A 21,583-nucleotide genomic window follows, 5' to 3' on the forward strand; every position below is an offset into this window, starting at 1 on the left:
CAAGCGGTTTTTTATTTAATTTATGGTGTTTATTCTCTGTTTTTAACCATCACCCATCCTGAGAATTTGAATGGTGTATTTTTCTTGTCATTCTCTTTCCATTCTACGGTATACCAATAAGTTCCGGTAGGTATTTTTTTACCATTGGTAGTTCCGTCCCATTTGTATCCGTTGGATTTATCAGCCTGGCCAACTTTTACTCCGTATCTGTCGAAAATGCTTAGAACAAGACCTTGTTTTCCTGCTAAAGCAGAGTAGTCGATCACATCATTTACACCGTCTCCGTTTGGAGTAATCACATTGATTAGGTTTGGAACAACCACAGTTACCGTAAGAGGATCACAGTCGTAACCATCTTTCACATAAACGGTATTGTCTCCTCTGGCAACATTTTCAAAAACGTTTGAATCCTGCCATTTAATTCCGTCTAAAGAATATTTGTAAGGAGCAGTTCCTCCGATTACGTTTACAGTTATTGTATTGTTTGTAATATCGATGCTGGAAATTACCGGCTGTTCGGAAGGATAAACTTTTACAGTCTGTTTTGTAACGCAGTTTCCTGTTTTAAGCTCAACCCAGTAAGTTCCTACGGTTACATTGTTGATTGCCTGTGTTGTAGCTCCTGTACTCCATTTGTACGCGGTAAATCCAGGTCCTGCATCTAAAGTTGTCTTATCTTCCATACAGATAATCTTATCTTCAAGTACGCTTGAATAAACCGGCGGAAGAACAATTAAAGTTACTTTTGCTACTGCATAGCATCCGTTTCCGTTGGTTACTTTAATGTATGCTACACCGTTCGGAGCAGTATAGGTACTAGGATTTAGGATCGCATTCGTTCCGTTGATAGCATCCGTAAGCGACGGATAATATGTTTTTGTTCCTGCCTGAGTAGTTACAGGAGCCAAAGTAAGATCAAAAGTTGCCATTGCAGGATTAGTGTCAAGATAACAAGATCTTAACGTTGCATCTGTTACCACAACAACAGGGAAGAAGTTTAAAGTGATTTTTGCAATATCAGAACATCCTAAGTTGGTTGTAATTTTTGCATATACATCTCCTGTAGACGATGTGTAAGCTGCCGGATTCAAAATTTCATTGGTTCCGTTATTAGCGTCTGCAAGTGTTGGATAATACTTTATAACGTAAGTATAATTCGGGTTAGGTGTGTATAAGGTTGTTGAGGTAAGATTATACACGGCAACCCCGTTATTATTGTTGTTACACGCCGTTAAACTGGCATTAGTTGCTTTAAAGGTAACATCCTTAAATTTAAATGCATTTACGTTGAAACATTTATTCGTTGGGTTATTAGGATTCGTTGGATCCAGATAACGAATTGTATAATAATAGGTACTGGTTGTATTTATAACAATTGGAGAAGTAATAGCATTGGTATCCGCTAAAGCATCATTGGATGTTCTGTAATATTTTACATAGAAGTTAGGGTTGCCATTAACAATATTGGCACTGTTTGTCTGGAAATTGTAAGGAGCCGAAATGTCGCAAACTTCGATGATTCTAGGATCTGAAGCAGTTGCTCCCGGAATTCCGATAGGATTGAACGGGTTAGGCTGAATCGCAGGATCGTTGAATGGTGAAGTTAACGTTGCCGTTCCTCCCCAGGTTAATGAAAATGCCATTGCAGCGTTTGCTCCGGACCAGTTATCCACAATAAGATAATAGGTTTCTCCCGGAAGAACATTCAGCGCAGGACTCCATGCTCCTGAATTTGCAGTAAGACCTGTCTGTAATCCGGTCTGGTTAGGAAAAGCCTGTGCACCTGCATAATTACAACGAATAGGAGCACCTTTTGTACCGCAGGTTTTATTTGGTCCGTATACAGCAAAATCATAATCCGCAGTATAAGGAGCCTGTGGAGAAATCGTAAATGTTAACGTTCCGGCTGTTGCAACGGTAAACTCATACCAAACCGAATAGTGCTCGTTTGCACTTAAACAGCTTCCGTTGGCATTTACCTGATCATCCACACTTCCGGGACCCGTAGGAAAATAAGAAATATCTGAGTTTCCACATACTCTTATTGCAGAAGCACAGTCTGATTGTGCAAAGAAGAATTGTGAAAAGATTAACAGTAATATAAGGTAGATTTTTTTCATAATAGTCGAATTTATCTTGATTATGACAGATTATTTAAGGGTAGAAAGATAGTAGTTAACATCATCTCTTCCCCAATTTGGATCCAGACTGGATTTCTTACTATACGTTTTAAATTTAGCCAATGCTGAATTGAAATACGTTTTTGCCGTTTCTTTATCAGAATTCAAGGCAATCTCACCTTTTATAATATCAATTCTGGGATTGTTTTTATCATCAGAAGCTGCTTTTGCAAGATATTCATTAGCTTTTGATAAATTGGCAGCACTGTCCGCCGGATTAGTTGATGATTTAAGTAAATATATCTGAGCTAAAAGAATATTGGCTTCCGCATTATTAGGATTTTTTACAAATACGCCTGCAAGATATTTTTCTGCCAATCCTGAAGTTTCTTCAATATTTTGAGCAGTACCTTGTCTTTTAGCACTGATTTCCGCTCTTACCAATGATAAAGCAGTGTAATAATAGGCTCTCCAGTCTTCTTTTTTTGTTTCTGTTCCTCTGGAAAGGGTATTTACATATTTCATGAAATAATCCTTAGACTGCTGAAAGTCTTCGGATTTTTTGGCAGACTCCAATTTTGCAATCTGAGTCTCCAGTCCTTTCTCAGCGGAGGTTTGTGCAAAGCTGTAAGAAGCCACCACCATAGAAAGGAGAATAGATAGTTTTTTTACCATAATAGAAAATATTTTATAGACAAATATAAAAAATTATTAACTTTAATTTGAAGTTTTTAAGATTTATTTAATAAAAACGTGTATATTGCCCTAATATTGCATTTTTCTCAATTTTGGATTAGTCGCCCCCACAATAAGTGCAATAAGCACCGTCATGGTTCCTCCGAAAACTACTGAACGTACAACTCCCAGTAATTTTGCAGATAATCCGCTCTCAAACTGTCCCATTTCGTTGCTCGACATAATGAAGATGGAATTTACGCTCAGTACCCTTCCTCTGATGTTGTCCGGCGTTTTTAGCTGAACAATCGTTCCTCTGATCACTACCGAAATCCCATCCAGCATTCCGCTCATCACAAGGAAAAGGAATGAAAGCCAATATAAGTTTGAAAGCCCGAAGCCGATAATACAAAGCCCAAAACCTGTAACCACACCAAGTAAAATCTTACCCTGATTTTTTCTTAACGGAATAACCGATAAAATGGTGATGATGCACATTGATCCAATATCAGATGCGGCATTCAGTAACCCGAATCCTTCCGCTCCTACCTTCAGAATATCTGTTGCATAAACCGGAATCATGGCAACAGCACCTCCGAAAAGAACGGCAAACATATCCAAACACAGCGCTCCGAGAATTTCTTTTGTTTTAAAAATGTAAGAAATTCCTTCCCGCATACTATCCATAACGTTAATATTCTCTTTTTTGTATTCGGAATGTTGTTTTTTTAACTGAAAAAAGAATAATGAAGCCAAAAAGATTAACGAAATGATAACAACAAGCGTCCACTTTACACCAAAATAACCGATCAGAAAACCTCCGACCGCATGTCCGCAAACCGAAGAGATGAGAAATGTTGCCTGATTTAAAGTAACGGCATTCGGAAGATTTTCTTTTTTTACGATTTTAGGAATCATCACCGGAATAATCGGACCGATAAAGGCTCTTGCAATACCTGTAAAAAAAATAACTCCATAAATGAAGTACGTGATTTCATGTCCCGAAAAATGCATTTTAACATTGAAAAAAGCAGGAATCAGCAAAAGGCTTATTAAAAAAATATAAACGTAGTTGCAGATCAGGAGCAGGCGTTTTTTTTCATTCATATCAATAACGTGACCGGCATACAAAGCGCAGCTTACCGCGGGAATTACTTCCGAAAGTCCGATTAAACCAATTGAAAAAGGATCTTTTGTTAATTGATACACCCACCATCCGAGTAAAGTAGCGAGCATTCTGAAAGCCAAAACGATAAAAAATCTTCCGGTAAGAAGGTTTCTGAATTCGACATTTTTCAATGTCTGTAGCGGGGTAAATGAAATCATCCGACAAAAATAGCCTCAAATATTAACTTGAGGCTATTGTTATCGTCATTTTTTAAATGAAAAATTAAATGAGACTTAAAAGATAAAATCTATTTTAGTCTGCTCTTGAAGCACTGAACACCAAAGCGGCAACTCCCGCAGCTCCGATAATGGTGGCTCCGGTTGTAATTCTTGCTTTTCTGCTGTCTCTCACGGCTGCAACATTAGCTTTAGGAATGGTTACTACTGTACTGTCTTTCTTTCCTTTCGTTCCGATAAGATTATCTCCTTCCACGTTACGGAATAACATTTTTTGATTTTTGGAACCATCTCTCATCATTACAGTATACACTTTTCCTGCCTCCAGATTAGAATAATCATTTTTAGCAGTATCCATACTATATTTTGTGGTTGCACAAGATGAAATTACAAATAACGACGTCAATAAAGATGATTTTAAAAGTACAGATGCTTTCATTATTATTTTTTAGTTTTCCAAATTTATAATTTTTTTCGAATATACGTTTCCGGAATCAAAAAAATGTGCCTAAAGTTTATAAATTTCTAATAAATCGGCGATTTTTCTGTCATTCGCAAGTCTTGGCGTTTTGTTTTGTCCGCCCAGTTTTCCCTGAGACTTTGCATATTCGTGGAAAGCATTCTTCTTCAGAGCTGTGAGGTGAAGTTTCTGCAGAATATTTCCCGAAATTAAATCATCATAATAGGTATTGCGCTTTCTGAGCTGTTCGTCAAGCTCATTTTTAAACAGGTTTAAATTCTCCGGTTCTTTTTCAAATTCAATAAACCACTCATGATAGGGAAGTCCTTCAGTAGGATTTACCTGTGGTGCAAGATGAAACTCTGTAATCTGTGCAGGATATTTTTCTAAAGTTGCTTTCATGGCTTCTTCCACTTCAAAAGCAATTACGTGTTCTCCAAAAGCTGAGGTGAAGTGTTTCGTTCTTCCGCTCACGAGAATTCTGTGCGGATTTTTATCGATAAATCTCACGACATCTCCAATGGAATATGCCCAAAGTCCAGAATTTGTTGTTAAAATTAAAGCATAATCTTTATTCAGTTCAACATCTTTTAACGTCAGTCTTTTTATAGTATGCTGATCGGAGTCGACGCGCCCGTATTCTTCCAGAGGAATAAATTCATAGAAAACTCCATGATTGGTTAAAAGCAATAAGCCTTCCTTCGTATGGTCATCCTGAAATGCAAAAAAACCTTCGGAAGCAGGAAAAGTCTGAACAATATCCACTTTTCCTCCTAAAAGTTCTTCCATTTTGTCGCGGTAGGGTTCGTAATTAACGCCACCCGTAACAATCAACTGAAGATTAGGGAAAATCTGTTTTATTTTTTTGCCGTGTTTTTCAATCAGCTTTTCAAAATACATAATCAGCCAGGGTGGAATTCCGGAGATCAGCGTCATATTTTCTTTTTCCGTTTCCTCTACGATTTTATCCACTTTGGTTTCCCAGTCTTCTATGATGTTGGTTTCCCAGCTTGGAAGTCTGTTTTTCTGCAAATAATCAGGAATATGATGGGCTACAATTCCGGAAAGTCTTCCGGTTTTTATTCCGTACACTTCTTCCAGTTCAGGACTTCCCTGTAAAAAGATCATTTTTCCCTGTACAAAATCGGCGTTGTTTTTTTGGGCTATATAATGAAACAATGCACTTTGAGCTCCTTTTACCTGAAAAGGCATTCCTTCTTTTGAAATCGGGATGTATTTTGATCCTGAAGTGGTTCCTGAAGTTTTGGCAAAATATTCGGGAGTATCGGTCCAGAGAATATTTGCCTGTCCTTTTTTCACCCTTTCGATGTAAGGTTTAAGATCCTCATAATCCGAAACTTTTACACGTTCCTGAAAATCCTTTACCGTTTTGATGTTTTCAAAATCGTGTTCTCTTCCGAAAAGCGTTTTTTTCGCAGTTTCCGTTAAGGCTAAAAGAAGCTTTTCCTGATCGTTCTCCGCATTTTTTTTGAACTCTTCTGCTTTCCGGACGTGGTTTTTCGCCCAGATCAAAGCTGCATATTTCTTTAGGAAGTTTACCATGGTTCAAATTTATAAATAACTGAACAACTGGCGATCATTTTCAGAAAATAAGACACAAAAAAACCGATGAATGAGTGTGCATCGGTTCTTCGAAATTTGATTATGAAAATAACAACTAATAATGTTGAGTTTACTTGTTTACTTTGTACCTTTTATCAGGAGTACCGTCCTTTTTCAGTTTTTTGTTTTCCTTATATCTTTTGTCCGGAGTTCCGTCTTTTTTCATTTTTGCTGCGGTTGGCGCTGTTGCAGGTTTTACAGTAGCTGCCGGAGCGGGTTTAGCGGGCTTTACTGTTTTTACCGTTTGAGCTTTTGTTGCAGCCGGAGCCGTCTGTTGAGCGGAAGCAAGTCCAAGTCCTAAAACAATAGACATTGCGGTTAAAAATTTTTTCATAGAGAATTTGTTTGTTTTGTTGAATCAAAGGTAGAGAAAATTCCAACTGAAAAATCTATTTTTTTAAACTTAACTAAAGTTTATTACAGCTTAAAAAAAGATTAAATGATACATTTGATGTAATGAAAAAGCAGGCGCAAAACACTTTGGCCGTAATTTTTGCTATTGGATTTGTAATCATTTATAAATCTTTGTACAAAGATGAAACGTATGAAGAAGAAATAGAGAAAAAAGAGATAAAATCTGTTGTTGCAAAGAAGTTTGTTAACTATGATAACCACGGCATTCATTACATTGTTTATGAAAAAGACAGTATTATGATTTCTGAAAGTTGGGATCAATACATAAATGTTGGAGATTCAATCATCAAGCCTGAACAATCAACACAACTTATCATCAAAAATAAAGATAAATATATTGAGTTAGATTTCAATAATCCCAATTTATTTCCACTGAAATAAAAAACCTGCTTTCTCCGAAGAAAAAGCAGGTTCTAACATATGTATGAAAAGTTGGTTTATCGGGTACAGTTCGCTGTCCAGGTTTTTCCATCTTTTATGTATAAGATTTTTAGATCGTTGTTGTCTATTCTAATGTACGAGGTTGCGGTAGATCCTACCATTACCAAAGTGTTGTCTCCCTGTTGATTAAATTCTACTCCGTTAAGATCCGGGATTCCGTTCGAGAAGGCAAAGTTGTATTTTGTACCGCTCGCAATTTTTGTTACAAATACACTTCCGTCATTGGAACTGATGTTGTTGTCGCTGTCGTTATAACCGACGCTGCCTTTGTAGGTTCCTGCGAAGAAGTCGTTGTTTGCCGGATCATCATCATCGCTGCATGATACTGCCGTGACTACAAAGAATAGTAATAGGAATGCTCCTAAAATTCTGATTGCTTTTTTCATAATAATATTTCTTTAGTGGTTGTAGAGGGGTTTATCCAAACAAAGTGCCATGTGGTAGGAGTAAATTTTTTTTAACTTTTAATTTAAAATTTTAGTAAAAAATTAAGAATTTTGAAGTGTTTAAATACTTTCCAACTTCTTAAAAGAAAAATATTTATCCTTATCTTTGTATAGCCAAAACGGTTTCGGAAAACTCCCGAAATCGCTTTTTGCGTTTATACCAAATTATCTATGCAATTAAAAACCATCAGCGAAAAATTTCTTCCGGAGCTTCTTCAGAAAGAATTCGGAAAAGAGATTTTCATTCAACTGGAAAATAATCAACATATTTCTGTAAAAGGAAGCGCGGGTTCTTCGGTTTCTATTTTTGTAGCCGAATTATTTCTTACCCAAAAGAAAACCATTCTTTATATTTTGGACGATAAAGAAGATGCTTTGTATGCCAATTCGGAAATGGAAGATCTTTTAGGGAAAGAAAAAGTACTCTATTTTCCGGCGACTCATCTGGAACCGTATCAGGTGGAAAAGACGCAGAACGCCAATCTTGTTCTGAGAACGGAAGTTATCAATAAGATCACATCCGGAAAATCTCCGCGCGTTATCGTTGCGTATGCAGGAGCGCTGTCTGAAAAGGTTTTAAAAAAGGAAGATTTTAAGGCGATTTCGCATCATATAAAAGTAGGCGATCAGTTGGATTTTGATTTTGTGGATGAACTGCTGAATCATTACCATTTTCAGCAGGCGGATTTTGTTTCAGAGCCGGGAGAATTTTCCGTAAGAGGGGGAATTGTAGATGTTTTCTCGTTCTCCAATGAAAAGCCATACAGGATCACATTTTTCGGGAATGAAGTGGAAAGCATTAAAACGTTTGATATTGAAACACAGCTTTCCATTGATAAAGTAAGCGATTTTCAGTTGGTTTCCAATATGAATTTTACAGTAACAGGAAGCAGGGTTTCTTTATTGCAATTGTTGCCAAAAGAGAGTTTCGTGGTTTCTAAAAATGGAATTGTGGGAATGCAGAGACTGAAATCATTTTATGAAAAATCTCTGGAAAAATATGAAACCTTAAGCAAGGACATTGCACACAGATCGCCGCAGGAATTGTTTATTTCCGATCAGGAATTTCTGTTTGATTATAAAAAATTTAAAACCGTTGATTTCGGAAGTGTTTCTATTGAAGGACTTATTGAATTATCGGAGATGAAAATAGACCAGACTTCACAACCTGCTTTTAATAAAAATTTCGAACTGTTAATTGAAGATATTGAAGGCAAACAGAATGAAGGCTTCGATACATGGATTTCTTTTTCCACAGAAAAGCAGAAGGAAAGATTGGAACTGATTTTTGAAGAGCTGGAACATAAACTTCCTTTTAAAAGTTTTAAATCTGAACTTCATGAAGGTTTTGTGGATAATGATCATAAAATTCTGGTCTACACCGACCACCAGATTTTCGACCGTTATCAAAGATATAAGGCGAAGAATACCTTTGCCAAATCTGAACAGTTGACATTGAAGGATTTAATGTCTTTGAAAATCGGAGATTACATTGCCCATATCGATCATGGAATCGGAAAATTCATGGGACTGGTAAAGGTGAATAACGACGGGAAAATTCAGGAATGTTTTAAACTGACGTATAAAAACGGAGACTTATTATATGTGAGCATTCATTCTCTTCATAAAATTTCAAAATACAACGGTCCGGAAGGTCGCGAAATTGTTTTAAGCAAACTAGGATCGCCAACATGGAAATCTTTAAAACAGAAAACGAAAGCAAGGGTAAAACAATTGGCTTTTGATTTAATAAAATTATACGCTCAAAGAAAATCTGCGAAAGGTTTTGCCTACACTCCGGATTCTTATCTTCAGAATGAGCTTGAAGCAAGTTTCCTTTACGAAGATACTCCGGATCAGGAAAAAGCCACTATTGATGTTAAGAAAGATATGGAAGCCGATACGGTGATGGATCGTCTGGTTTGTGGAGACGTAGGTTTCGGTAAAACGGAAGTTGCAATTCGTGCTGCATTTAAAGCGGCGACCGACGGAAAGCAGGTCGCAGTTTTGGTTCCTACCACGATTCTGGCTTTTCAGCATTACAGAAGTTTTAAAGAAAGACTTAAGGATTTTCCGGTAAATGTTGCGTATGTGAACCGTTTCAGAACAGCAAAACAGAAATCTGAAACGCTTGCAGCTTTAAAAGAGGGAAAAGTAGACATTATTATAGGTACACATCAGTTGGCAAGCAGCTCTGTAAAGTTTAAAGATTTGGGATTGCTGATTATTGATGAAGAACACAAATTCGGAGTTTCCGTAAAAGATAAGCTTAAAACTTTAAAAGCTGATGTTGATACTTTAACATTAACAGCAACACCGATTCCGAGAACGTTACAGTTTTCTTTGATGGCAGCGAGAGATTTATCCGTTATTAAAACGCCGCCGCCCAACAGACAGCCGGTAGATACGCAATTAATCGGATTTAACGAAGAAATTCTTAGAGATGCAGTTTCCTATGAGCTTCAGCGTGACGGACAGGTATATTTCATCAACAACAGGATTGAAAACCTGAAAGATATTGCAGGACTGATCCAAAGACTGGTTCCGGATGCGAGAGTAATTACGGGACACGGACAGATGGAAGGAAAACAACTGGAGAAAAACGTTCTGGATTTCATGGAAGGGAAATATGATGTTCTGGTTTCTACAACCATTGTGGAAAGTGGAGTAGATGTTCCGAATGCGAATACCATCTTTATTAATGATGCGCAGCGTTTCGGGATGGCAGATCTTCACCAGATGAGAGGTCGTGTCGGGCGAAGCAACAGAAAAGCATTCTGTTATCTTATTACGCCGCCTTATGATATGATGACTTCCGATGCCAGAAAACGTCTGGAAGCCATTGAACAGTTTTCAGATCTGGGAAGCGGTTTTCAGATTGCGATGAAAGATCTTGAAATTCGTGGAGCAGGAGATTTACTGGGAGCGGAACAGAGTGGGTTTATTAATGAAATGGGGTTTGAAACTTACCAAAAACTGATGCAGGAGGCTTTGGAAGAGCTGAAAGACGATCAGGAATTTGAAAATCTTTTCGAAAATGAAGAAGAAAGGAACAAATTATTTAAAACCACAAAAGACGTTAATATTGATACGGATCTGGAACTGATGCTTCCGGACTGGTATATTTCAAATACGGAAGAAAGATTGTTGCTGTACCAGAAACTTGCGGAGATAGATAATGAGGCAAATCTGAATAAATTTGAATCTGAACTGATTGACCGTTTTGGAGAATTGCCGAAAGAAGCTGTAAATTTACTAAAAAGTGTAAGCTTAAAATGGCTCGCTTCAGACATTGGTTTCGAAAAGATCGTCATGAAGAACGGAGTGTTCTTAGGATATTTTCCGGGAAATCCTCAGGATAAGTTTTATCAGACGGATAAATTCAGGACTATCATTAATTATTTAACGAAAAATCCTAAAGAAGCACAGCTTAAGGAAAAGACAGGTAAGGAAGGAAATCAGTTGATGATGAGGAAGGATAAAGTAAGGAATGTAGATGAGGTGAATGATCTTCTGAAAACAATTCTGAAGAGTGAAATATAGTTCATTGTATTATCTTATATATTTTGCCGTGTTGTTCTACAATGCGGCATTTTTTATCCCATATTTTTAAAGATAGCTGAAGAACAATACTTTATGTTTTTTAATGTTAAGGGAATTTAACATTAAAAAAATATTAAAAAGACGGCATGTAACATGATTTTTATCGTGTTTGTAATTTTAGCTCTGATCGAAAAAATTGGATAATAAAAACGAATTTATTTTAGTCTTGAAATGTTATAAAAAGTTACTATTTATCACGTTTTGTAGATAAATTATTAAGATTTTAAATGCTTTTTAAAATTTGTAAATATTTCAATATTAAAAAGATATGATTTTTATGTAAATCATAATTCGGAAGAGAAGTAAATTATTTAATTCATTAATAAGGGATATTTAACTTGAAATATTATTAAAAATTGATATGGAATAATAAGTTTTAGTAGTAATAATTCTACTTTTTAGTCAATTGCTGCTATGGCGTAATTAGTTAATTTCTATCAGTTTACGTATTTCTACTCTACTTTCTGTATGTTTTTTTATTTATCTTTGCAGTCCCTTATTATGAAAAAAACTCTATATAGCTGTGTAGCCGGATTATTATTTTCTGTTCAGGCATACGCTCAGGTGGGAATTGGTATTAGTACCCCCAATGCTGTTCTCGATGTAAACGGGAAAACCACCTTAAGAAAAGAATTGAGAGTAGGAGGTACTGCTACTACGCTGGGTAATCCCGGCTTGAACGGACAGGTGCTGGTTTCTCAGGGCGAAGGTCTTCCCCCAAACTGGCGATCCATAAATGTTACTTTTATGGAAGAAGGTCAGTATAAACTCATCAACTCGTATTTATCTTCCGATCAGGTGGGTATCAGTACCCTTTCTAACGGTGTTGCTGCAGACGGAATTTATAAAAATTCTGTTGGAAACGACATTGCTGCTACTGCAAACGGTACGTGGGTAAAGATTGCCGGTCTTGAGAATAACTTCATCATTAAAAACGGAAAAAACAGGCTTACTTACCAGTTTCAGACAGGAGTTGAAATGAAAGCACCCGCTGCAACAACTTCTCAAAGTGTTACATTTGCCTGTGGTATATTCCGAAACAATAAACTGGTTGCAGTACGTCCGGATAAGATTACTTCCAATAACAATACCGATAAAGGAGGTTTTCAGGACTATATATTCACGCTGAATTATACGGAGCAGAATGTTCCTGTAGGTACACAGAAAATTGAGGTTGCCTGCAGAAAAATTGAATCTTCAGATATCAATTCTCAGTTTACCATCGGAAAAAATATCTCGAATTCAAATTCAGTTTCCAATGCATTTAATCTTGAATCTGATTTTAAGGTGGATATTATTGAATATGTAACGTATAAAAGCAACTAAATCCCTCCATGAAAAAAATATTATTAGCTTTCTGTATTTCCGCAGGAATTTTATCTTCTGCGCAAATAGGTATAAAAACACCCACTCCGAAATCTACTCTTGATGTAAACGGTGATGTTAATTTAAGAGATAAATTATCTGTTTTCAATCCTACGGATAACAGTATTTCACAGGGAAATAACGATCAGATACTTGTTTCGCAGGGAGCAGGAAATCCTCCGATCTGGAAGTCTCTTCGTATTCCGGAATATGAACCGAATAAATTTTATTTAATTTTCAATAACTCTTTCTCAGATAAAACAGGGATTACTTTTTCCAGTACGGAAGAATCTTCCAATGGAACAAGCAGATCTACAACCCTTGTAAAAGATACAGATTTCAGCAGTTTAAATCAGTTTAAAAAAATAGCATCTTTATCTCAGCCATTCTTTGTTTACAGTACAGAAAGTAAAACCTACTTCCAGTTTGAAACAGTGGTTCAGGCTGCGTTTCCTGCCAATGGGACGACCGATATTTCTATTGATTATGCATGCGGAATTTTTGTAGACGATAAGCTTGTGAATCTAAGACAGAGAAATATAAAGGCAAGTAGTGCTACCAATACTTTTATTACGCATAACCAGATCGGGATGGTGCAGAACCTTACCAAAGGGCAGCATACAGTGAGTGTAGCATGTTCCAGATTAAAATCGTACAATACTACGGCAAATTTAGGTATCGGTATTAATGTGTCTTCAAATATCGACAGCTTTATCACACAATCCTCGCTTAAAGTGGATGTTTACGAAATACCGCAAGTATTTAATTCAATCTTAAACTAAATCATGAAAAAAATAGCTTTAGTAATATTTTCTATATTCTCATTAGGATATTATGCCCAAGTCGGTATAAAGACTACAACACCTGTAGGTTTACTTGATATCAACGGGGATCTGAACATCAATAAAGAAATGAGAATGGGCGGAACAAATACCGTAAAAGGTTCAGCCGGAACAGCAGGAACCATTTTTCATAATAACTCGGATCTTGCAGTTAACGACTGGAAGAGTGTGAAAATTGCAGACGGACAGGGAAGTATGTCTTTATTTTCCATGAATACAGTGTCGGATCAGACAGGAGTAACCTTCAGTGGAAATAACGGTTCTACTTCTCCTTATGCAGAAAACTCTGCGCTTACTTCAGATTGGACAGTAATTACAGGAGCTCAGGATACGTATTCGGTAACCAATACAACTAATAAGGTTGTTTTTACGTTTCAGACAACTGCTCAAAAGACCAATAATTCAAACTCGTCTTCAGGTTTTGCGTGCGGAATTTTTGTGGATGATCTTTTAAAAGCAGTAAGAACCGATGTTTTAATCGGGACAGACGGTTCCTATAAAATTTATAACATGAACACAACACTTACGAATGTAACTCCGAAAAATAATTATAAAGTAAAAGTTGCCTGTACAAAACGAAACCTGAACAGTGGAACTTTGGGAATAGGAACGGCAGTGAATACCAACTTTCTGAATTCCGATATGTCTCAGTCTGTTTTAACAACGTCTGTTTTACAGCCTTACTAAAAACAGATTATTTTTCATAAATTAGAATCTAAAAGCGAAAGTTTTTAGATTTTTTTATTTTAAAGTGATATTTATTTAATGATTTTAAGGCTTTAATAGGAGAAAATAAATTATATTTGACAGCATTAAAAATTAATAATATGACCAAAAATTACATCCTGTCTACTTTTGCTGCAATTGCCCTTGGTTTTGTGGTTTCTTGTGACAATACAACGGAAGATCCGCCGAATCAGAATAAGAATACAACATCCGGAACTACGATTACAGGTCCCAGAATTTTATCCAAAGTAAACAATGGGACAAAAGATCTGGAAGAGTATGTTACAACAGGAGGAGCGCTTTCTCAGGTTTTTGTAAGAGATGCTGCGTCCAGCAATACGCTTACTTCTACCGTAACCTATTCGGGAACAACAATTTCTCAGATAAAAATTCAGGATAATGTAACTCCGCACGTTACGGATAATACATATGCACTTACGTATACAAGCGGAAAATTATCCGCATTTACAATGGATCAGACCGTTATGGGAGTAGCTAACCACAGCGATTTTACGGTATATTATGATGCAAACGGAGTGCTGTACAGAATTGTTGAGAAGAAAAAAATGGCAGGAAGTACTTCCTATACTCATTATACAGAACTTAAATTTACCTTTTCGGCAAACAATATCGTAAAAGCAGATTACACCACGATGTTAATGAGCGGAGGAACTCCTACTGCTTCCACGGCATCTACCACTTCTTATCTGTATGAAAATTATGATGTTAAAGTAAACCCTTATACTACGCTTCCGAAGGAATATTTTATGGTATCTTCCACTATGACGCAGCTCAACTCTTATATGCTGTCTGCCAATAATGTAGGGAAAGTTACGATACAGAATCCTGCCGGAGCTGCCATTTCTTATCCTAAAGGGTATCTGTATGATTCACAGAATTATCCGGTTTCAGATCAGAGTCAGACAATTAAATATATCTATAAACCGTTATAAAGAAGAATTATCTTTTACTAGTTTTATGATAATATGAATAAAAACGTGATTTTTATTCAAAAAAAAATTATATTTGTGAAAAAATAAATAATCCCCTATTGGAATGAAACGACTTTTTTATTTTGTTTTACTATTGGTAGGTATTTCTACAATTCATTCTTGTAAAGATTTATTGGATGAAGACGGAAATCCTCTGGTGGATATTAATGACAATACAGGACTGAATGGTCCGAGAGCTTTATACAGAGAGATCACAGACTCAGATACTTTAGCAACCTATTATTACAATGGTCTTCAATTGTCTAAAGTGGTAACAGACAGTATGAACTCTACTACAGATTTAGCATGGAGCGGAGACAAGGTAAGCAGAATCGATTTCAGAGGATTTTTAGATCTTGACGGAAACGGAGATTTAGATAAAGACAGTGTTATCTTTACACAGCAGTTTACTTATGGAAGTACAGGAAGAATAGAAACCATTTCAGAAAACAGATCTTTCTTCAAAAGAAGTACTACAGCTCCATATACTCCTTTAGTACCGGGACCACAGACGCTTTATAAAAAGACAAAGACACTTTATACCCTCAAGTATGCTGCGGCAACGGCAAAACTAGATTCAATTATCATGAGAAACGGACCTGAAGCTTCAGGAACTCCATTTGTATATACCTCTTATTCAAAAACAAAATATGAATATACAGGAGATAATGTTTCCAAAGTAACGAGAAATTACGGACCAATGGGATCTACAGGAACTATGGGTGCGGCAACAACCAAACTGGGATACGAGTTTACAAATTATGATACGAAAATCAATCCGTTTACTTTAATTCCGAATGCGTACAAAATTTCAAGACTATTATCAACGGAAGCGAATGATGTAAAAAGCTGGATTTTGTCACCGAACAGCCCTCAGAGATATTCTGTAACAGATTTAACCACACCAATTCCTACACCGGTTGTATTCTCCACAAATTACAACTACGATGCACAGACTTATATGCAGAAAGGATATGGAATAAATTACATCTATAAACCTTTGTAAAAATTTACAATTAAAATAATAAAAAACTCAATCTTCATGAAGGTTGGGTTTTTTTATTTGAAATCCTTTAATTTTGCAAAAAATTTCTCAATGAAATATTTAATTGTCGGTCTTGGAAATAAAGGCGCAGAATACGAAAATACACGTCACAATATAGGCTTTAAAGTTGCAGACAAATTAGCGGAAACTATGGAAGTTTCTTTCAATACCACCAATTTCGGCTGGATGGCAGACGGGAAATACAAGGGAAGAAGAGTCCTAGTCTTAAAACCGGATACTTACATGAATCTTTCCGGAAATGCTGTACGTTACTGGATGCAGAAAGAAAACATTCCTCTGGAAAATGTTCTTATTGTAACAGACGATCTGGCTCTGCCTTTTGGAACTTTAAGAATGAAAGGAAAAGGTTCAGATGCAGGACACAACGGCTTAAAAAACATCAATGAAGTATTGCAGACACAGAATTATGCCCGTCTGCGTTTTGGAATTTCTGCCGATTTCTCGGAAGGAAGACAGGTAGATTATGTTTTGGGAACCTGGAATGAAGAAGAAAACGAAAAACTTCCGGAAAGAATTGAAAAATTCTCCAAAGCGTGTCTCTCATTTGTATTCGCAGGGATTAACAATACGATGTCTGCATTCAATGGAAAATAATTCTCCGAAAATAATATATCAAAAACCTCCGGAAATGGAGGTTTTTTTGTTATTTGTACACCACAATATCTTTTATGATCTTCTTTTCGAAAAAGTTTCTTTCATTAAGCGTAAAATGATAATTATGTTCCTGCTCAAAAAATTCTATCGGAGTTACAGGAGCTGTGTCTGCTTTCCATTTAATCACAAAACTTACTTCATTCGGAGAATTTACCTCTTTATTTGAAAACCTGAAAATTGTACTCGGAAGCGCATTTTCCTGATCTTCTTTAATGTCGGATTTTGCTTTCTTAAACTGAAGCTGCGTCATGTCTTTCAGCAATAAAGAAAAAGGTTTTCCAATATATTTTTGTTTATTGGTTTCAAATTTTTTAGCATAAGCTAACGTGTCAGAAACTGTTTTTTGAGCATATAAAGCTGTACTGCACAACAAGATGCAAGTCACCCAGAATATTTTTATCCGTATTTTCATGAAAAGAATAAAATTTAATGGTCAAAAGTAAGATTTTATAAACTTTGGTCATCATTTTCTTTGAGTTTTTTCTAAACTGTTTTAAGTAAAACAAAAGACCACCGAAATCCGATGGTCTTTGCGATTGTACTCTTAAAGCTAATTTTCAATCAATTTATCTAAACTATAACATTTCTTATGCTAACCAGGTTACAACGCCTGTTTCTACATCATAATTGGCTCCCACGATCTTAATTTTTCCTTCTTCTTCAAGTTTTCTAAGGGTAGAACTTTGCTTACGGATATCATCAATCGCATTAATTACGTTGTGCTGATTCAGTCTTTCCAAAAGATCTGCATTCGCAGAAGAACGCTCTTCTCCTTCTTCGATAATATCATTGATAATCGGGTTGAAATGATTGATCAGGTGGTTAAGGTTATCCATTCCCAAACCTTCGATTTTTGCTGCATCAAGACCGCCTTTTAAAGCACCGCATTTTGTGTGCCCCAATACTACGACAAGCTTTGAACCGGCAACGTTACAACCGAATTCCATAGATCCTAAAATATCCTGATTAACGAAATTTCCCGCAATTCTGATGCTGAAAATATCTCCCAATCCCTGATCGAAGATAAGCTCTGCAGAAGTACGGCTGTCGATACAGCTTAATACTACCGCAAAAGGCCATTGTCCTTCACGGGTCGCGTTTACCTGCTCCAAAAGATCTCTGTTAGCCTTTAAGTTATTTACAAATCTCTGGTTTCCTTCCTTTAAAAAGTTTAATGCTTTTTCAGGAGTAATCGTCGATTGTGTTTCGGATGTATGTGCTTTCATATAATTTTTATTAAATTGAATTTTTAAAGGTATAAAATTTATTGTTTTGAGCTTACATTGCTCTTTTATGCGTAACTAAAATGTGAGATTCTTCATCTCTTTCATAATCTCTGTAAGACGTTTTAAATCCTAACAATTCAACCGTAATGTCTTCTTCTTTTGCACGGATATTGGCAAAATCCTGAATCATTTCCAGAACATCGGTTGCAATATAAGATGTTTCTCTCGCATCAATAATTACTTTAGAATTTGGCTGAATGTTTTTTAATGTTTTTTTGATAGCCGCTTTATTCAGGAAAGAAACTTCTTCCGCCAGTTTCATTTTTATTTCATCTGCATCATCCAGCTTCTCACGGCTTAAATAATAAGCTCTCTTCATATTTCCCTGAAGAATATAGAATACTGAAATAGCAAGACCTATTCCAACACCTTTTAACAAATCGGTTGCCACAACAGCCACTACCGTTGCAATAAAAGGAATGAACTGGAACTTCCCTAAATGCCAGAAATGTTTAAATGTTGCAGGTTTCGCCAGTTTATACCCCACCATAATTAATACTGCTGCCAAAGTTGCCAATGGAATTAAATTTAAAACTACCGGAATCGATAATACACAGATCAGCAATAAAATTCCATGAATAATGGTTGATAATTTTGAAGTCGCTCCCGAATTGGCATTTGCCGAACTTCTTACCACCACAGAAGTCATCGGAAGTCCGCCGATGAATGAACTGATTAAGTTTCCGATTCCCTGAGCTTTCAATTCCAGATTGGTATCGGTAATTCTTCTCTGTACATCCAGTCTGTCGGAAGCTTCAATACAAAGCAGGGTTTCAATAGAGGCTACAATAGCGATTGTTGCTCCTGCAATCAACACTTTCGGATTGGTGAATCCGTTAAAATCCGGCATCGTCACAAGGTTTTTAAAATCATCAAAAGACTGGGGGACCGGTAAGGAAACCAAATGCTGGGTCTGGATTTCCAATGAACTTCCTGTCATTTTAAAGATCTGGTTCAGGATGATTCCAGTTACAACGGCAACCAAAGCTCCCGGAAGCATTTTAATTCTTTTAAGAGCTGGAACTTTGTCCCAGGTAATTAGGATTGCTACCGAAATTAAGGTAATAATGATCGCACCCGGCTGAATCGCTCCGAATAATTCTGTAAAATATCCGAAATTAAGACCATTGTCGAATATAGATTCATGTCCTTCATAATCCTTATCAAATCCCAAAGCGTGAGGAATCTGTTTCAGGATAATGATGATCCCGATTGCAGCAAGCATTCCTTCGATAACGTTATTAGGAAAATAATTGGAAATACTTCCCGCTCTTATAAATCCTAAAATCAATTGTAGCAATCCTGCAATAATTCCGGCACAAAGGAAAAGTTCGAATGCGCCAAGATCTGTAATGGCAGTTAAAACAATGGCCGTTAATCCCGCTGCAGGACCTGAAACGGAAATATTCGAATTACTGATGGATCCTACAACAAGACCTCCGACGATTCCGGCGATGATTCCGGACAAAGGCGGAGCTCCAGAAGCCAATGCGATCCCTAAACATAAAGGAAGCGCTACTAAAAATACCACGAGTCCTGAAGGGAAATTCTCCTTAATTCCTCCGATTAATGATGTTTTTTTCATGATGAAAATGCTGTGAATAGTGATCTGTTTTTATGAACAGACCGTTGTAAAGTTTGGAAAATGTAATTTTTAAAGCACGTGTTTATTCAATATCAATGGTATGACAAAGAATAGCTATCAAAAAAATCTAACGGTAAAAATTACGCTTCCGGAGGCGGAGAAAATATGGTAAGCAATGGAGACAGATGAAAAGAATCGTCTATCAGTACAAACGATCTGTCTTCCAGTGAGGGTTCATAAAACTTCAGATAATCGAAAACATCCAGAGTTTTAGGAAGTGTTTTTTCATAAACGATAAAAGTCGAGGGGTGGGAATGTGGCTCTTCTTCATTAATTACTACATTGGTTCTTGTAAGATCCCAACCGAAAACTGCGGCAATACTCGGTAAAGCCGTAAAGTTGAGAAAAAACAGTAATGTAATAATACTCCAGAGTTTCATTTTACATTCTTTATATAAAAATTATTTGGTCTTTCTGCTCATTACCCAGTCTGAGCTGGTAAGGTTATAAATTTTCTGGATATCTTTTAATATTTTTTCAAAATCGATCTCCAGATCGATGATTTTTCCGGTTCTCAGATCGAAAACCCAACCGTGAACTACGGGATATTCCTCTAAAATATATCTTTCCTGTACACACGCCATTTTGATAACGTTAATGCACTGTTCCTGTACGTTAAGTTCTACCAGTCTGTCGTAGCGTTTGTCTTCGTCTGTAATAGAATCCAGTTCAGCCTGATGCAATCTGTATACATCACGGATGGTTCTTAACCACGGATTCAGCAATCCTAAATCCTGAGAAGTCATCGCTGCTTTTACGCCTCCGCAGTTATAATGTCCGCAAACAATGATGTCTTTTACTTTAAGGTGTTCCACGGCATACTGAATAACGGCTGTAGAACTCATATCCAGAGTATTCACCACATTGGCTATATTTCTGTGGACAAAAACTTCTCCCGGTTTGGCTCCCATCAGTTCTTCTGCAGTCGCGCGGCTGTCTGAACATCCGATGTAAAGATAATCCGGATGCTGGGTTTTGGCAAGATCATGAAAAAACTCAGGGTTTTCCGCGATTTTAGACTCTACCCATTTTCTGTTGTTTTCAAAAATAGCTTTGTACGACTGTGACATAAGAGCTTTTTAAAGGATTAATTATTTATTTGGTTTAAATTAATTTCAAAATCAATAGACCAAATCGATAATGATGCAAAAATATAATTTTTGGTCACATTCCAATTACTTTTAACAAAGTTTAATATTAAAATATGCTTAAAATCATAAAAGAGATCATTATTTTATGTTTTTTATATGGTTGTAATAATTCTATGCTAAAATTACAAACAATTTGATGACGATAGCTAAAATATTTTTATTTATCAGATCTTATTATTAATATACCCTTCCGTTGCGTTTTCAGATTCATAAATTTTTGCCGGATTGCCCATCACGACAGAATTTTCAGGGACATCAAAATTTACATAAGCATTTGGTGCAATAAGAACATTGTTTCCGATGGTAATTCCTCCCACGATAACGGCATTGGTTCCGATCCATACTTCATCTCCAATGGCTGGAAATCCCTGATTTTTTCCGCGATTCTGCTGTCCGATGGTTACGCCTTGTGCAATATTACAGTTTTTTCCGATTTTAGCATTGGGATTAATCACAAGACCTCCCCAGTGTCCCAGATAAAATCCTTCTCCGATTTCTGTTTCGGGATAGATTTGGAAGCCGTACTTAATCTGATAATGCCTTAAAACCAGTTTCCAGAAAATATTCAGCAACGGTGTTTTTAGATATTGCTGAGACTTTCTTAAAACATAAATAAAATGAAGGTTCGGATTGATGCATTTTATCCAGATCTGAAATGGAGAAAGCCATTTTCCGCTTTCTCTATAAAAGTCTTTCTGAAGAATGGAATAGTTTTCTGCCATACCACAAA

The 21,583-nt window shown here is 36.4% G+C and carries 21 protein-coding genes; 8 read left to right on the top strand and 13 right to left on the bottom strand.

Annotated elements, in window-relative coordinates; all coding sequences use genetic code 11:
• Positions 1 to 29: 29 nt before the first annotated feature.
• The 6 genes from B0E34_RS08575 to B0E34_RS08600 form a co-directional block, all read right to left on the bottom strand.
• On the bottom strand, positions 30 to 2,120 hold the full coding sequence (locus B0E34_RS08575; RefSeq protein ID WP_087708691.1) for an FIDD domain-containing protein: 2,091 nt from the start codon (positions 2,118 to 2,120) through the stop codon (positions 30 to 32).
• A gap of 30 nt (positions 2,121 to 2,150) precedes the next feature.
• A complete protein-coding gene (locus B0E34_RS08580; protein ID WP_087708693.1) occupies positions 2,151 to 2,795 on the bottom strand; it encodes a tetratricopeptide repeat protein in 645 nt (214 codons plus the stop codon).
• A 90-nt stretch (positions 2,796 to 2,885) separates the two neighbouring features.
• Positions 2,886 to 4,121, bottom strand: a complete 1,236-nt coding sequence (locus tag B0E34_RS08585; RefSeq protein WP_087708695.1) for an MFS transporter — start codon at positions 4,119 to 4,121, stop codon at positions 2,886 to 2,888.
• Positions 4,122 to 4,215: 94 nt separating this feature from the next.
• Entirely contained in the window at positions 4,216 to 4,578 is a 363-nt protein-coding gene (locus B0E34_RS08590; RefSeq protein WP_087708697.1) for a hypothetical protein, read from the bottom strand.
• Between the two features lie 69 nt (positions 4,579 to 4,647).
• Entirely contained in the window at positions 4,648 to 6,162 is a 1,515-nt protein-coding gene (locus B0E34_RS08595) for a GH3 auxin-responsive promoter family protein (protein ID WP_087708699.1), read from the bottom strand.
• Positions 6,163 to 6,292: 130 nt separating this feature from the next.
• Positions 6,293 to 6,556 carry a hypothetical protein gene (locus tag B0E34_RS08600; RefSeq protein WP_087708701.1) on the bottom strand — a complete coding sequence of 88 codons (264 nt, stop codon included), beginning with the start codon at positions 6,554 to 6,556 and terminating at the stop codon, positions 6,293 to 6,295.
• A gap of 122 nt (positions 6,557 to 6,678) precedes the next feature.
• Here B0E34_RS08600 and B0E34_RS08605 point away from each other — a divergent pair, with 122 nt between their 5' ends.
• Positions 6,679 to 7,017, top strand: a complete 339-nt coding sequence (locus tag B0E34_RS08605; protein WP_087708703.1) for a hypothetical protein — start codon at positions 6,679 to 6,681, stop codon at positions 7,015 to 7,017.
• Between the two features lie 56 nt (positions 7,018 to 7,073).
• On the opposite strand, the gene B0E34_RS08610 is transcribed toward B0E34_RS08605, so the two are convergent.
• Positions 7,074 to 7,463 (bottom strand): hypothetical protein, encoded by a 390-nt coding sequence (locus tag B0E34_RS08610; RefSeq protein WP_087708705.1) that lies wholly within the window; start codon positions 7,461 to 7,463, stop codon positions 7,074 to 7,076.
• Between the two features lie 231 nt (positions 7,464 to 7,694).
• Here B0E34_RS08610 and mfd point away from each other — a divergent pair, with 231 nt between their 5' ends.
• The 7 genes from mfd to pth all read left to right on the top strand — a co-directional run bounded on the left by mfd (position 7,695) and on the right by pth (position 16,711).
• The gene (mfd, locus tag B0E34_RS08615; protein WP_087708707.1) at positions 7,695 to 11,066 is read left to right on the top strand and encodes a transcription-repair coupling factor; all 3,372 of its coding nucleotides are present in this window, start codon (positions 7,695 to 7,697) and stop codon (positions 11,064 to 11,066) included.
• Between the two features lie 561 nt (positions 11,067 to 11,627).
• Positions 11,628 to 12,452, top strand: a complete 825-nt coding sequence (locus tag B0E34_RS08620; RefSeq protein WP_087708709.1) for a hypothetical protein — start codon at positions 11,628 to 11,630, stop codon at positions 12,450 to 12,452.
• Positions 12,453 to 12,460: 8 nt separating this feature from the next.
• Positions 12,461 to 13,273, top strand: coding sequence for a hypothetical protein (locus B0E34_RS08625; RefSeq protein WP_087708711.1), 813 nt, complete (start codon positions 12,461 to 12,463; stop codon positions 13,271 to 13,273).
• A 3-nt stretch (positions 13,274 to 13,276) separates the two neighbouring features.
• Positions 13,277 to 14,020: a hypothetical protein gene (locus tag B0E34_RS08630; protein WP_087708713.1), complete on the top strand. Its 744-nt coding sequence runs from the start codon at positions 13,277 to 13,279 to the stop codon at positions 14,018 to 14,020.
• Between the two features lie 140 nt (positions 14,021 to 14,160).
• Positions 14,161 to 15,012 carry a hypothetical protein gene (locus B0E34_RS08635; RefSeq protein WP_087708715.1) on the top strand — a complete coding sequence of 284 codons (852 nt, stop codon included), beginning with the start codon at positions 14,161 to 14,163 and terminating at the stop codon, positions 15,010 to 15,012.
• Between the two features lie 103 nt (positions 15,013 to 15,115).
• On the top strand, positions 15,116 to 16,057 hold the full coding sequence (locus tag B0E34_RS08640; RefSeq protein ID WP_087708716.1) for a hypothetical protein: 942 nt from the start codon (positions 15,116 to 15,118) through the stop codon (positions 16,055 to 16,057).
• 90 nt (positions 16,058 to 16,147) lie between these two features.
• Complete coding sequence (gene pth / locus B0E34_RS08645; protein ID WP_087708796.1) at positions 16,148 to 16,711, top strand: aminoacyl-tRNA hydrolase; 564 nt, start codon at positions 16,148 to 16,150, stop codon at positions 16,709 to 16,711.
• Between the two features lie 49 nt (positions 16,712 to 16,760).
• On the opposite strand, the gene B0E34_RS08650 is transcribed toward pth, so the two are convergent.
• The 6 genes from B0E34_RS08650 to B0E34_RS08675 all read right to left on the bottom strand — a co-directional run bounded on the left by B0E34_RS08650 (position 16,761) and on the right by B0E34_RS08675 (position 21,575).
• Positions 16,761 to 17,183 (bottom strand): hypothetical protein, encoded by a 423-nt coding sequence (locus tag B0E34_RS08650; RefSeq protein ID WP_123956581.1) that lies wholly within the window; start codon positions 17,181 to 17,183, stop codon positions 16,761 to 16,763.
• A gap of 175 nt (positions 17,184 to 17,358) precedes the next feature.
• Positions 17,359 to 17,997, bottom strand: coding sequence for a carbonic anhydrase family protein (locus B0E34_RS08655; RefSeq protein WP_076391687.1), 639 nt, complete (start codon positions 17,995 to 17,997; stop codon positions 17,359 to 17,361).
• Between the two features lie 52 nt (positions 17,998 to 18,049).
• Positions 18,050 to 19,642 carry a SulP family inorganic anion transporter gene (locus tag B0E34_RS08660; RefSeq protein WP_087708720.1) on the bottom strand — a complete coding sequence of 531 codons (1,593 nt, stop codon included), beginning with the start codon at positions 19,640 to 19,642 and terminating at the stop codon, positions 18,050 to 18,052.
• Positions 19,643 to 19,782: 140 nt separating this feature from the next.
• Complete coding sequence (locus B0E34_RS08665) at positions 19,783 to 20,082, bottom strand: hypothetical protein (protein ID WP_087708722.1); 300 nt, start codon at positions 20,080 to 20,082, stop codon at positions 19,783 to 19,785.
• A gap of 21 nt (positions 20,083 to 20,103) precedes the next feature.
• Positions 20,104 to 20,772 (bottom strand): carbonic anhydrase, encoded by a 669-nt coding sequence (locus B0E34_RS08670; protein WP_076391693.1) that lies wholly within the window; start codon positions 20,770 to 20,772, stop codon positions 20,104 to 20,106.
• Between the two features lie 245 nt (positions 20,773 to 21,017).
• Positions 21,018 to 21,575 (bottom strand): serine acetyltransferase, encoded by a 558-nt coding sequence (locus B0E34_RS08675; protein ID WP_087708724.1) that lies wholly within the window; start codon positions 21,573 to 21,575, stop codon positions 21,018 to 21,020.
• Positions 21,576 to 21,583: the final 8 nt, after the last annotated feature.

The sequence above is a fragment of the Chryseobacterium mucoviscidosis genome (assembly GCF_002177115.1).
GTDB lineage: Bacteria > Bacteroidota > Bacteroidia > Flavobacteriales > Weeksellaceae > Chryseobacterium > Chryseobacterium mucoviscidosis.